This window comes from Leptobacterium flavescens, assembly GCF_010671605.1.
GTDB lineage: Bacteria > Bacteroidota > Bacteroidia > Flavobacteriales > Flavobacteriaceae > Leptobacterium > Leptobacterium flavescens.
In genome coordinates this window covers 76,588-90,099 of the sequence record NZ_JAABOO010000001.1, presented here as the reverse complement: position 1 = coordinate 90,099, position 13,512 = coordinate 76,588, and the positions used below count along the sequence as shown (strand labels likewise).

The window sequence follows — 13,512 nt, the reverse complement described above, 5'->3', positions numbered from 1 at the left end:
ACAATATAGAAAAAGCTCCGGCCATTTGGTCGGGGCTTTTTTATTGTAACAGATCTATCTTATTTTACTTTTCGGGAAGTATACTTTTAATAACTCTTAGTTTGTGGGAATAGCTCCTGATATCCGTGTTGAATATCCCGGTATGATCTATTCTGTCTATCCTGACTTTACCGTGGGAGTGAATAATGTAATTATCCTTCATTATAATTCCCACGTGTATGATCTTGCCTTCGTCATTGTCAAAGAAAGCAAGGTCTCCGGGTTTACTTTCTTCAATAAAGCTCAATGGCTCACCCTGAGTGGCCTGCTCACAGGCATCTCTTAGTAATTCATAACCGTTCAGTTTGTAGACCATCTGTGTAAAACCGGAACAATCAATACCAAAAGGTGTTTTCCCTCCCCATAAATAGGGGGTATTGAGGTATAAATACGCTGTTTCTATGAGCTCTTCACGGGTTTTCTGACCTTCACGCCTGGCCCCGTCAAAATTATAGCCCATAGCTTCGCAATTCCCTACACTCGCTCCCAGGGTAACGGGAGTAAGCTTATCCTCATCGCTCACCAGGAACTCTATAAGATCTCCTGATAACTGAAGAGGTGCGTTATCAATATCTGTATATTCCTCCTCAGAGATAAGAAGGAATTGTTTGTTGTCTATCCAGCCTTCATATTTATCGAAAGCAATTCGGATCCGACTCCATTTTTTGCGTTGTTCCAGAACTTTAAAATGATCTCCAAAGAGGAGCTGAGATACCATTTCGGAAGCATCCGAAGGTTCTGCTCTTAAAGGAACGATGCCAAGATTACAAATACCGTAGCGCATTAAATAATTGCGATAGTTTCTAAATTAGTTTCTTTCAATAACGATTGCCGAAGCACCACCACCACCGTTACAGATACCGGCAGCTCCGATCTTTGCATTATTCTGCTCCAATACGTTAATAAGGGTAATGATGATCCTTACTCCGGAACATCCCAGAGGGTGCCCTAAAGATACGGCTCCTCCGTTTACATTTACCTTATCGTCAGACAGCCCTAATAATTTCATATTGGCCAGTCCTACTACAGAAAAAGCTTCGTTTAACTCAAAATAATCAACATCATCAATAGTAATCCCTGCCTTATCAAGTGCTTTCGGTAAAGCTTTTGCCGGTGCTGTGGTGAACCATTTCGGCTCCTGAGCAGCATCAGCATAACTCTTTATAGAAGCAATAGGAGTTAATCCCAGTTCTTTGGCCTTAGCTTCGCTCATTAGTACTACCGCACCCGCGCCATCATTAATGGTAGACGCATTTGCAGCAGTTACCGTTCCTTCTTTGTTGAATGCCGGTCTAAGGTTCGGAACTTTTTCAAGGATCACATTTTTGTATTCTTCATCTTCCGAAATAACAACAGGATCTCCCTTACGCTGAGGAACCTCTACAGGAACCACTTCATTTGCAAATTTTCCTGAAGCCCAGGCTTCAGCAGATCTTTGGTAAGACTGAATTGCATAAGCATCCTGATCTTCTCTTGAGAATTCGTGCTCTGTAGCACAAAGGTCTGCACAGTTACCCATAGCATTCTGATCGTAGGCATCTACCAATCCGTCTTTCTGCATTCCGTCTATAAGACTCCCGGGACCAAATTTTGTACCTTTTCTAAGATGTACATAGTGAGGGATAGAACTCATATTTTCCATTCCTCCCGCAACAACGATCTCAGCATCGCCCAAAGCAATTGCCTGAGCTCCTTGTGTTACTGCCTTCATCCCACTGGCGCAAACCTTGTTTACAGTGGTACAGGGAACCGTATCCGGAATTCCGGCATAAATAGCTGCCTGTCTGGCCGGAGCCTGACCTTCACCTGCCTGAACAACATTTCCCATCAATACTTCATCTACTTTGGTGGGATCTAAATTTATCTTTTCTAAAGCACCTTTAATAGCTATAGAGCCAAGTTTAGGTGCTGGTATACCGGACAATGACCCCATAAAACTTCCGATGGGAGTTCTTGCTGCCGATACTATAACAACTTTATTTGCCATGTGTTTAGTTTTTTGTTTTGCGAAAATAATTAATTTAATAGGATATTCATAAATCTTAGTCGGATAACTTCATACCGACCAACAAGCTATTTTTTTCCTATTTTTGGGATTCAATCCTCATTTGATGAAAAGCCAGTTAAACACACTTTATAAAAATCAATCTCTCATATATAAAGGCTTTCTTTTTCTCGCCGCCAGCATTCTTATAGTTTACCTGTTTCCGAAGGGAGGGAAGTTCAAATACGAATTCCAGAAAGGGAAACCATGGCAGTATGAAAACCTTTATGCACCCTTCGACTTCCCTATTTACAAATCCGAAGCCGAATTAAAAGAAGAACGCACGGCTATTGAACGCAATCAGATTAAGTATTTCTCATTCGATTCGGAGATAGCCGAGGAGGTAGCCGCAGATTTTGAAACCAGTTTTGGCGAATACTTTAAAGATACCCTTTCCAGGAGGCAATTGAGGATATTACGGGAGATGGGGAAGGGGTTTCTGGACCAGATATATGAAACGGGAGTGCTTTCCTCCCAGGATGAATACGATAATGACGAACTGGTAAATCTGATCAAGGGAAATGAGGTAAGAACGTATACTTTCGGGAGTTTCTTCAGGCTTAACCAATTACAGACATTTATCCGCAGGAACCTTTCCGACAGGGATGAACGTTTGTATGCGAATATCTATTACAACCTGTTCTTCGATATTATAAAAGTGAATGTTAGTTTTGATGAGAACTTCACTTCCAAAGCCCTGGAAGAAGAACTTAATAATATAGCCTCCACCAGGGGAACGATTGCCAGACAGAAACTTATTATTGCAAAGAATGAAGTAGTTGAGGGAGAGAAATTCGATGTCCTTAATTCACTTAAAAAAGAATATCAGTCGCAATTGTGGAACGATGAGAATTACAACTGGATCGTTTTCGGATATACCATTCTTGTGGCCCTGGCATTACTGATGCTTCTTTTGTTCCTGAGAAAATACAGGCGAAGGATCTTCGACAACAATAACAAGGTTACATTCATCTTCTTTAATGTGGTGATCATGATCTTCCTGACCACCATCGTGGTAAAATACAATGTAGAATATGTATATGTGGTTCCTTTGTGTATCCTGCCGCTTATTTTAAAGGCTTTTTTCGATGCCAGACTGGGATTATTTACCCATGTACTTACCGTTTTGCTCCTGGGCTTTATCGTGCCTAACAGTTTTGAATATGTTTTCCTGCAAACCATAGCCGGGATCGTAACCATACAGACCATTACGGAATTGTATAAAAGAGCCAATCTTTTTATCTCCGTAGGTCAGATCACCCTTATTTATATCATTGCTTATTTTGCATTTTATATCATCCATGAGGGGAATCTTCAGAATATCGGCTGGATAACTTTCGGGCTTTTTATCCTGAACGGACTCGCTACCCTTTTTGCGCAACCGCTGATCTATATTTACGAAAAGGTATTCGGCCTTGTTTCGGATGTATCTCTTCTGGAGCTCTCCAATACTAATTCCAAGTTATTAAAGGAGCTTTCGGATAGAGCGCCCGGTACTTTTCACCACTCTCTGCAGGTTGCGAACCTGGCAGAAGCATCTGCCAATGAAATTGGGGCCAATGCCATGTTGGTAAGAGTAGGGGCCTTGTATCACGATATTGGGAAAATGGCAGATCCTATGTATTTTACGGAGAATCAGATTACCAGTGTAAACCCGCATAGTGAGCTGGAGGCCAGGGAGAGTGCCCAGATCATTATCAGACATGTTATAGATGGTATTGAGATGGCGAGAAAGGAAAAGCTTCCCGATCGTATTATCGATTTTATACGAACGCACCATGGTACCAGCCTTGTGTATTATTTTTATAAGATGCAATTGGATTCCGGGGAAGAGTGTAATATAGAGGATTTTCAATATCCGGGGCCCATTCCGTTCTCTAAGGAGACGGCCATATTGATGATGTCTGATGCTGTTGAGGCAGCTTCCAAAAGCCTTAAAAACCCTTCTTATGCAATAATAGACGGATTTGTAGAAAAGATTATCAATAAGCAGGTAGAAGAAGGGCAATTTTTAAATGCAGATATCACATTTAAGGAGATAGAATCGATCAAAAAAGTGTTAAAAAGAAAATTAACAAATATCTATCACCTTAGAATTGAATATCCTGAATAATTTTTTGAAAAAAAAGAGTAAAAAAGAAGCAAAATAGTTGCGTTCTTTGAGACGAACTACTACATTTGCATCCGCAATTGAAAAATTGCTGAACGTTCTTTTAAGAATAAGGAGAGGTGCCAGAGTGGTAATGGAGCAGATTGCTAATCTGTCGACGGGTAACTGTCGCCAGGGTTCGAATCCCTGTCTCTCCGCCATAGCCCGCCTTCGCTAAAGCTTCGGCGGGCATTATCAAAACTTTGATAACAGATGGTTTTATTCTGATATTAACACCTTCGGGGTGTAGCGTAGCCCGGTTATCGCGCCTGCTTTGGGAGCAGGAGGTCGCAGGTTCGAATCCTGCCACCCCGACAAATGAAAGCTAGACTTTTATTTAAATTTTAGGAATATCCTAATGGTTGCGTAGCTCAGCTGGATAGAGCATCTGCCTTCTAAGCAGACGGTCGCAGGTTCGAATCCTGCCGCAATCACTTAAGAATGAAAAGCCCTGACTAACGAGTCAGGGTTTTTTGTTTTCACAAGATTCGCGCTTGCTCGGAAATCCAGGTGAAAACAAAAAGAAGATCAGATCGAAGATCTGTAGCTTTTCATTTAGACTACGAATTGCAAAGGATCATGAGCCTCGTGAATAATCCTTTTGAGTTACGATGTACGATTTGAGATTTACGATTATTGAATATCGAACACTGAATCATAAAGTAATATTTAAAAATAACCAATGGCTAATGGCTAACAGCTAATGGCTAATTACTAATTAATATTTTTCTAAAACCTACAGAACACAAGACTATCCACATCAAAAACGAAGCTTCGGCAAGCCGCTGATATATTCCGGTCATGGGGCTATCCAGATTAAGAAAGAAGAAAACCACCAGTGCAATACTCAATAAACCGGAAACTACCGTATACCTGGCAAAAGGAATATTACTTTTTTCTTTCAGTAAACCAATTCCGGTTAACAGAATGGAGAAAGGCGTTAAAAGGTAGGTGATCCCACCCAGAAAATTATGTATAAGCTGCGAAACACTCTGTGTATCGGCATATCTGGCACAATCTTCATCACAGATAAAAACTCCGGCCAGGGCAGTAAACAAACCGTAAAAAACACCAACTCCTATCAATCCGTATCTAACCGAACTGTTGAGTGAAGATGAACTTTTTCTCAGGCCTGACCTCAGATAAAAGAAAGCGATCAGTAATCCGCTGGGAATAAACCCCAGATAGCGAAGTAACGGCCCGTATTCCATTCCCTTAGCATAGGACTCACTAATATATTGTGAATTCTGATGGTAGCCCGCTTGCATTCCTCCGATATAGGTGGCAGCTATAAAGAGGAGCACTCCTAAAATTCCGGAATACTGAAGGAAGGACCTGTTGTTTGTCGCGTAGTTCAAATCGTTCAATCGCTTAATTTCTTTTATAAAAATACAGAGTGAAATCCAAAGCTCCAAGATGGAGTAGCTGTTGTTTCTTCCTTTAACATAAATGCCCACATCTGCTTTCTTTTCGATCAAAGAGTGCTTGTTATGGATGAAATACTGTAAGCTTTCATTTTTATTTCCGATTAAATCTAAGCACACTATCAATCCATTAACTATAAAAACCTATGAAAAGACTACTACTCTTTTTAGTAGCTCTGTATTGCGTAAATTTATCTGCACAGCTAGACGGAGCTTCAATCAATTTTGAGCGAGGGAGCGGTTTTGAGAGAAACCAGATCATAAATTCTGATATAAGAGATCAGATAAACACTGGCAATCAATTGTCTATGAGTGTCTGGGTGAATCCTGCCATTATCAGTACTATTCAATCTCAGCATCTTGTTGGTTTTAACGAATGTTGCGGGGATCGATTTGATTTCCGACTGAACACAAGAACCAATGAAATAACGGCTATTGTTTCGAATACAAGTGTCAGGACCGGTATAAACGCAGAACTAAATGTTTGGCAACACCTGGTTATTACTTTTGATGGAACAGAGGTCGTAGTCTATAAAAATGGAGTTCCTATTCGTTTTGAGGAAGGAGTAAATATTGCTCAGTTAGATGTAACCGGACCCTTTTATATTAGTGCCAGGGCTTTCGGGAATGATGTTTATACAGGAAGTATTGATGAAGTAAGTGTGTGGCAAAGAGCACTCAGTGCAGCAGAAGTATTGGATCTTTATCAAAACCAAACTATTGAAAACCCAACATCTCAAGCCAATCTTTTATTGTATTATAATTTTAATGAAGGAGTTCCGGGAGGAGATAATACGGGAATCAATCAGGTACAGGATCTGTCCGGAAATAACAACAATGGAGAGTTGCGCAACTTTGACTTAACCGGTGCTACCTCAAATTTTAGTTCGAATTTTATCAGGACTCCTGTTCCGCCCTCCACGAATAATATATGTGAGAATGCTGAGGTATTAGAGGTTTTTAGAGATATCAATACTGTATTCTTCGGAGAAAATGCCGTAGATGAAAATATCGTTCAATCCGAATGTCTGTCACAGACCACCAGGGATCTGTGGTACGCAGTAACTATTCCCGAATTTTATAATGACACCAGAATTACCGTAACCGATGCCATTGAAGGAGGAAATGCTTTTATACCAACTGTTTCGGCCTATACGGGAAGTTGTGATCAGTTAACCCCTCTGGTTTGTTCCGATGAAGGAAATATAGAATTACTGGGACTTGCAAGCGGAACAACCGTATACCTGCAAATAAGTTCGGAGCAAACGGGCTATTTTAGCATTGAGGCCCGACCTATACAAATACCCGATAATCAATTGTGCGAGGATGCGCTTCCCCTGACTGTAGGAAGTAATTTTGAGGATGAGAGCGTTCTTCTTCACAGCTTCGATTGGGATCCGGACATAGCAGATCCTAATATTCCCGATCCCGAATGCAGTAATTATTTTGATGAGGACGGAAGTCTTTGGTATACCATTACAGTACCTCCATCGGGGAATGTAACTTTAGAGACCAGATTGGAAAATGCTACTCCCGATGCTATAGATATACAAGTGTACAGCGGAGATTGTGCAACGGGTTTAAGCCCGGTTGCATGCTCGGAAGGAGCAGACCTGGTTACGATCCTGAACTTAGAGAACAGGACTCCGGGCGAAACGCTCTATGTGCGTTTCTTTGAATACGATAGTAGTAGTAATGATACTTTTTTTCAGGTTTCTGCTTATGATATCTGCACAAACTTTACCGATGGTATTGTTTATGTAAATGCCAGTGCCACCGGGCAGAATACTGGACTGGACTGGAATAATGCTTTTACGGATCTTCAAAGTGCCCTGGATGCCGCAAGCAATTGTGCTGTTGTAGAGCAAATATGGGTAGCCGGAGGTGTTTACAAACCAAGCGCTACTCCAAGAAATACACTAGCAAATTCTATATTGACGGATAGGGATGTTACTTTTCATTTGGTTGATGGGGTAGCTCTTTACGGAGGATTCTCAGGAGGAGAAACTAGCATCGACGATCGTGTACCGGGAGGAACTCCAACGATACTGAGTGGAGATATTGGTATTGAGAATGACGCATCCGATAATGCCCACCATGTGGTGCTGGTAACAAATTCGGAGGATACAGATAATAAAATAGATAATATTATCATTAGCGGAGGAAATGGCGAGGATTCTTTTGGAATTTTTAATATCGAAGACGAAGCTTTCCCTATTATATCCGTAAGTCAGAATTTTGGCGCAGGAATTTTTATGATTAATTCCTTTTTGAGCCTGAACAATGTTGTGTTGACAAATAACCGCACTGAAATTTTTGGTGGTGGTGCTTATATTGAAAGATCTTCATCAGAAATAACAAATACAGTTGTAATTGGAAATAATGCAGCTGTAGGTGGCGGATTGTATTATGTATCATTGTCTGGAAGTAATACTATATCGAACTCAACCTTTGTCAATAATTCTGCTTTAAGCATTGGTAGCGCTATTGGAAATGTTTCACCAGAACTATCTATATACAATAGTGTTTCCTTTGGCAATACGGTACAGGATCCCAGTCTGGCAGATAATACGATCAGGGATATAAGTGTTGGAATAGATGGTTCTCCGGCCGGGTCCAATAACTATATTAGCGGAGATCCTACCGACCTTGGGCTGGGAACCGGCTTTAACCAACTTACGGAAGATCCTTTTCTGAATAGCGCAGATGCCGACGGGGAAGATAATATTCCCGGAACAACAGATGACGGTTTGTTTCCTGACCTTAGCAGTGTATTGATCGATGCAGGTGATAATAACAGGATAAACCGGATCACAGATATTACAGGGCAATCCCGTATTATGGGAAATACGGTTGATGTGGGAGCCTATGAACGTATAGTACCCAGAATATTAACGGTGTTAATTGAAGGAAACGGAAGCGTGGATCCCCCGGGCGGAACGTTCAGCGATGGGGAAATAGTAAGCTTAACAGCAACTCCCGATGAGGGATGGGAATTTGAAGGTTGGAGTGGTGATGCTACTGGAAATGAGAATCCCCTGATCATCACTATGGATGCTGATAAAGAAATAACCGCTACCTTCAGAAGGATACAACGCACACTTATCGTTAACATTGAAGGGAACGGAAGGGTTGACCCCGCCGAAAGAACGTTTGATGATGGCGAAACGGTATCCCTGACAGCGGTTCCGGATGAGGGCTGGGAATTTGCCGGCTGGAGCGGTGATGCAACAGGGAACAGTAATCCACTGACGATCGTTATGGATACCGATAAAGAGATTACTGCCACTTTTAGCAGGATCCGGCGAACACTTACTGTAACAATAATTGGTAATGGACAGGTAGATCCTTCCGGAGGAATTTTTAATGACGGGGAAGAAATAACCTTAACAGCAACTCCGGACGAAGGATGGGAATTTACCGGCTGGAGTGGCGATGCCTCCGGAAACAATAACCCCTTAACTATCACTATAGATTCGGATAAGGAAATAACTGCAACATTCAGCAGGATCCGACGAACACTAACTGTAAATGTAGAAGGAAACGGAAGGGTAGACCCTGCCGAAAGAACGTTCGATGACGGGGAAACAGTATCCCTGACAGCGGTTCCGGATGAGGGCTGGGAATTTGCCGGCTGGAGTGGCGATGCTACCGGAAATACCAATCCGTTAACAGTTATCATGGACATCAACAGGGAAATAACCGCAACTTTTAGGGAGATCCCGGGAACGACAGAAGGACCTATAGATTTTATTGTTTATCCTAATCCTGCAATAGATGAAATGACCATCGTAAGTCCCGATCCTGTAACCTCTGTTGAAGCATATACTTTATCCGGCAGACGGGTAAATGTAAACCTGATCGCCAACAGGGTAGATGTGTCCAATTTGGGTAGCGGTGTCTACTTAATGGTTGTTAATACATCAAATGGCAGAATAACAGTAAAATTCGTTAAGCAATAGTCTATCACAAATAATTCAAAACCCATTTATTTTAATGGTGAAAAGCGAAGGTATTTCCTTCGCTTTTTTATTTAAAAACTAAATTATAACTGCTGATAATCAGATAAATAGGTTTTAGAGGGTAAACGGGTTAATATTATACCAAAAGATGTGGAGATTTGATTAACGGATTCCGGGATCTCTTTATACTTTTACTTTGCTAAACTTTTATACTTCACTTACAACCTTTTCACCTTCAAAAACCAGGTTAATTAATTTGTTGCGGTCCTTTTATGTCCGGATGTGAAATATCCATATGATATGAACAGGTATCGGGAATGGAAAACGATCTTATAATTATAATTTTTGTGCAGTTGGAGCCGGCTTCCGATCGTATGCTTCTCTTTTAAACCTAAGACAATGTTTCAGGAAGGATAGGAGAGGAGGTTGGTTCTTTATTTAAATGTTGGTTACTCTATGAAATCCTCGGCATCACACTGTATTCTACTACATGAAAAGCACCCTTCTCATACAGTTACGGTCCTACTCGGTTTTCCGGCCGATTAGCGATTAATGCCGAGGATTTTTATTAAAAAAATATCTAATACTCCCTCTATTTTGTACCGGTTTTAAAGTCTATCAGATACGGCTTTAATGGAAAGCCTTTGTCGTTCATGAATCCATTTCCGATGGTAAGCTGATATTGCTTATCCGATTCCAGGGGCTGGATCTCGAAAGTAAGCGACTTCCGGTCTTTGGAAAAACCAATCACATTACTGATCTGGATCGAAGCCTCCTGTCCCAGCGGGCCGTAATCGAAATTGCGGAAGCGCTGATCCATGGGTTCCGAGAATTCAATGGTGATCCTGGAAAGTTTTGGATCTATGGACTGCCCGTGATTCTCCATGGGTTCAACACCTACTACCTGCGGTCGTTTTGCTTCGTATTTCTGAAACAATTCTTCCAGACTGGTAGTAAAATAGGCTGAACCATCAACAATCTTTTCCACCTGTGGTTCATCGGTATAATCCAGTTCTATCATTTCCTTGATGGCGAGGGCCTTATCTGAGGCTTTTTCGTAATATCCCTTTGCAATTGCATAACCGACATAATAGCCCATATCGCTGGCCCCGAATTCATTGTTATCGTCATTCCAGAACCAATTGCGGCCTGCTCTGAAATTAAACATCTCATCTTCAAATTTTGCTCTTACTCTTTCATTATGTGCCGGTCCGAATACAAATGCGGGAAAAGGAGAGATCTGCCCGGATGCAAGTGATGCTACAAAATCGGCAACCCCTTCTCTCAGGCATTGAGACAGGATATTGTTTACTGCATCCTTTTGCTGGGTATGCACATATTCATGTACGCTAAGGAATTGGATGTTCTTTTCGGGATCTATTTTATAGTAGTTCTTAATATGTGATCTTGCCCCCGTAAACTCTTTGGTCTGAGTGTGCAGATCCCCAAGGGCAAATTCACTGCCTATAAGAACAAAGTTGTCGAATCCTGTACCCGGCGATCTAAAAACCCCCATGGTATAATAAATATCGGCGGCTTGCAGATCGGGATAGATATCTTTTAGTTTAAGAATACCCTTTTCTATTTCTTTATTGTGGGTTTCTGCTTTAAGGGTGTTCGGACGGATAGATTCCCAGAACTCAGGATAGCTTTCAATGGCTTCTAGATACTCTTCGGGCGTGTAATTCCTGACTTCTATCATGGCCTTTTGTCCTTCAGAAGCCTTGTCGATAAAGAGCCGGTTTAAAAGATCGAGTTGTTTTAAACTGTCTTTGGTAAGACGGATACTGTCGTACGCATTCCAGAAATTTGAAATATCAGAATGAACGAATACTTGATCACTTTTTGGTGTTGAGCATGCCAATACCAAAATGACCAGTAAGAGATAAAAAGTGTTTCTCATTGGTTTGGTTTGTTTGTGTGGTTGTTAGGTTGCGAATTGCATTTCGCTTACCTAAGAACGCATACACTACCTAATAATTGTATGGAAAAAGATAACTTTATTCCTATAGATATTAACACGTTTATTCTCTTCTGGATTTGGCCTTTTCCGGATAGAAATAATCTTTAAGTTTAAACATGAGCGTGTGGTAGATAACCGAAACGATATTGATAACTACAATAAAGACAATATAGGCCTTGTGACAGTTGTCCTTTTTCATTTCCCGTATCATTTCATAGAGATCGATAAGGGCTTCTTCTCTGCTGGACTTGGGAAGGATATTCATTAGAAAACGAAGCCTCCCGAAAACCTTTTTGCGTTCGGCCTTTTGATGCTCTTCCGTGCGGCGTTTACTGCTTTTTATCTGAAGGATCAGCTTGGTACGCAGATCTTCCTGTATCTCCGTCAGTACCTTTAAGGTGAGATTGGATACCACGATCGGAGGTGTCTGCTTGAAATCGATCTTAATAATACCTTCATTCGTCTTTCCGAAATGCAGGTAGATAGCATCTTCCATAACTTCGTAACGTGCATAGGCCGTTACCCCGTGCGATGTCTCTTTCACTGCGTAGGTGGTGCTGTTAATGATTCGGGTAAGTTTAAAATTGTGTTCAAGTAACCTTTGTTCTATTTCATGTAATGACCTCATTTTTGAATGCTAAGAATTCTCTCTTTTTCATAACTTCTTCAGGCTAAATTAAACTGTGAGATTAAGTCGGCCCTTACGTACTCCAATACCCGGACCCCGCCGGGCGTGATCCTGTAATATTTCCTCCTTCCCCCCTTATTGTCATCTTCTCCCCATTTGGATTCAACATATCCCTTTTTTTCCATGGCCTTCAGACTGTTGTATAAACTGCCAAGGAGTATTTTGTTATCTAACTCCTTCATGATCTGATACCCGTACTTTTCTTCTGTCTCTATGACATGCAAAATCTTTATTTGCTGTAACGTTAATCCATAAATGCTTGAATTTTCCATTTCTAAGGTGGTTTTATTAACTAATTGTATTTTTTTGGTATATTATTATAATACAAATATAATTAATCTAATAATATTAAATAGTTATAAATATCTTAAAATGAATGGTTTAGTTGTTGGTTGTTAGTGGTTAGTTGTTAGCTACTAGCTATTAGCATTGATATGAAGTGACAAATCGGACAAAATCGAATAATTTTAATTTTAGCAGGAAAATATTTATAAAAAACAAAGATTTTTTGTATTATTTCAGAATTAATGTTTAGTTTTATTTAATGATCGTTTGTTCATAAAATAACTTTAACCAACTATGAAAGAAAATTATGCTCAGTTACCGGACAGGGTCAAAGCTGCAGTTATAGACGGTATTGTTTTAATAGCTTTAATGTATGCAACTACGGAAGTTCTGGCTTTATTTAATGATGTTCCCCAATTTATCCGCATTATTGCTTTTGTTTTAATTTTTGTTTTGTATGATCCGATTTTAACGAGTGCTTTTGGTGGAACCATCGGACATTCATACAGTAACATTTTAGTAAAGAGAGAAGGAGATAGTAAAAGGAATCTTCCATTTCACTTTGCCCTGATTCGATTTATCTTAAAAGCTGCTTTAGGATGGATATCCCTGCTAACTGTTACAGGAAACGAAAAGAAAAAAGCCATTCACGACTTTGCTGCCAATTCGATAGTGATTGAAGAAAAAAAGGGTGAATAAACTATCTTTATACTCAATACTCAATACTCAATACTCAATACTCAATACTTTTTAGCCATTAGCCATTAGCCATTAGCGATTAGTTTATTTATATTCCACCAACCACCAACCACCAACCACCAACCACCAACCACCAACCATCAACCATCAACCACCAACCATCAACCACCAACCATCAACCATCAACCATCAACCACCAACCATCAACCATCAACCACCAACCATCAACCATCAACCACCAACCATCAACCATCAACCA

At 40.5% G+C, this 13,512-nt stretch carries 9 protein-coding genes and 3 tRNA genes; 6 read left to right on the top strand and 6 right to left on the bottom strand.

What is annotated here, in order from left to right; translation table 11 throughout:
• Nucleotides 1–64: 64 nt before the first annotated feature.
• Nucleotides 65–823: a C40 family peptidase gene (locus GWK08_RS00380; protein ID WP_163604917.1), complete on the bottom strand. Its 759-nt coding sequence runs from the start codon at nt 821–823 to the stop codon at nt 65–67.
• 24 nt (nt 824–847) lie between these two features.
• Nucleotides 848–2,026, bottom strand: coding sequence for an acetyl-CoA C-acyltransferase (locus GWK08_RS00375; RefSeq protein ID WP_163604916.1), 1,179 nt, complete (start codon nt 2,024–2,026; stop codon nt 848–850).
• A 124-nt stretch (nt 2,027–2,150) separates the two neighbouring features.
• Between GWK08_RS00375 and GWK08_RS00370 the strand changes: the two genes are divergently transcribed.
• The 4 genes from GWK08_RS00370 to GWK08_RS00355 all read left to right on the top strand — a co-directional run bounded on the left by GWK08_RS00370 (nt 2,151) and on the right by GWK08_RS00355 (nt 4,666).
• Nucleotides 2,151–4,196 (top strand): HD family phosphohydrolase, encoded by a 2,046-nt coding sequence (locus tag GWK08_RS00370; protein WP_163604915.1) that lies wholly within the window; start codon nt 2,151–2,153, stop codon nt 4,194–4,196.
• A gap of 110 nt (nt 4,197–4,306) precedes the next feature.
• Nucleotides 4,307–4,393 (top strand) — tRNA-Ser (locus tag GWK08_RS00365).
• Nucleotides 4,394–4,472: 79 nt separating this feature from the next.
• A tRNA-Pro gene (locus GWK08_RS00360) sits at nt 4,473–4,547 on the top strand.
• 45 nt (nt 4,548–4,592) lie between these two features.
• Nucleotides 4,593–4,666 (top strand) — tRNA-Arg (locus GWK08_RS00355).
• Nucleotides 4,667–4,939: 273 nt separating this feature from the next.
• On the opposite strand, the gene GWK08_RS00350 is transcribed toward GWK08_RS00355, so the two are convergent.
• Entirely contained in the window at nt 4,940–5,590 is a 651-nt protein-coding gene (locus GWK08_RS00350; RefSeq protein ID WP_163604914.1) for a DUF998 domain-containing protein, read from the bottom strand.
• Between the two features lie 212 nt (nt 5,591–5,802).
• On the opposite strand from GWK08_RS00350, the gene GWK08_RS00345 reads away from it, so the two are divergent.
• Complete coding sequence (locus GWK08_RS00345) at nt 5,803–9,618, top strand: InlB B-repeat-containing protein (protein WP_163604913.1); 3,816 nt, start codon at nt 5,803–5,805, stop codon at nt 9,616–9,618.
• 592 nt (nt 9,619–10,210) lie between these two features.
• Here GWK08_RS00345 and GWK08_RS00340 read toward each other — a convergent pair.
• The 3 genes from GWK08_RS00340 to GWK08_RS00330 all read right to left on the bottom strand — a co-directional run bounded on the left by GWK08_RS00340 (nt 10,211) and on the right by GWK08_RS00330 (nt 12,541).
• Complete coding sequence (locus GWK08_RS00340; protein ID WP_163604912.1) at nt 10,211–11,521, bottom strand: Ig-like domain-containing protein; 1,311 nt, start codon at nt 11,519–11,521, stop codon at nt 10,211–10,213.
• A 121-nt stretch (nt 11,522–11,642) separates the two neighbouring features.
• Complete coding sequence (locus GWK08_RS00335; protein ID WP_163604911.1) at nt 11,643–12,209, bottom strand: hypothetical protein; 567 nt, start codon at nt 12,207–12,209, stop codon at nt 11,643–11,645.
• A 38-nt stretch (nt 12,210–12,247) separates the two neighbouring features.
• Nucleotides 12,248–12,541, bottom strand: a complete 294-nt coding sequence (locus GWK08_RS00330) for a PadR family transcriptional regulator (protein WP_163604910.1) — start codon at nt 12,539–12,541, stop codon at nt 12,248–12,250.
• 307 nt (nt 12,542–12,848) lie between these two features.
• Between GWK08_RS00330 and GWK08_RS00325 the strand changes: the two genes are divergently transcribed.
• Complete coding sequence (locus GWK08_RS00325; RefSeq protein WP_163604909.1) at nt 12,849–13,253, top strand: RDD family protein; 405 nt, start codon at nt 12,849–12,851, stop codon at nt 13,251–13,253.
• Nucleotides 13,254–13,512 lie beyond the last annotated feature (259 nt).

What these genes read in the sequence shown, in the direction of transcription:
- GWK08_RS00380 (WP_163604917.1), bottom strand. Translation starts at nt 823, where the DNA reads ATGCGCTACGGTATTTGTAATCTTGGCATCGTTCCTTTAAGAGCAGAA.
- GWK08_RS00375 (WP_163604916.1), bottom strand. Translation starts at nt 2,026, where the DNA reads ATGGCAAATAAAGTTGTTATAGTATCGGCAGCAAGAACTCCCATCGGA.
- GWK08_RS00370 (WP_163604915.1), top strand. Translation starts at nt 2,151, where the DNA reads ATGAAAAGCCAGTTAAACACACTTTATAAAAATCAATCTCTCATATAT.
- GWK08_RS00345 (WP_163604913.1), top strand. Translation starts at nt 5,803, where the DNA reads ATGAAAAGACTACTACTCTTTTTAGTAGCTCTGTATTGCGTAAATTTA.
- GWK08_RS00340 (WP_163604912.1), bottom strand. Translation starts at nt 11,521, where the DNA reads ATGAGAAACACTTTTTATCTCTTACTGGTCATTTTGGTATTGGCATGC.
- GWK08_RS00335 (WP_163604911.1), bottom strand. Translation starts at nt 12,209, where the DNA reads ATGAGGTCATTACATGAAATAGAACAAAGGTTACTTGAACACAATTTT.
- GWK08_RS00330 (WP_163604910.1), bottom strand. Translation starts at nt 12,541, where the DNA reads ATGGAAAATTCAAGCATTTATGGATTAACGTTACAGCAAATAAAGATT.
- GWK08_RS00325 (WP_163604909.1), top strand. Translation starts at nt 12,849, where the DNA reads ATGAAAGAAAATTATGCTCAGTTACCGGACAGGGTCAAAGCTGCAGTT.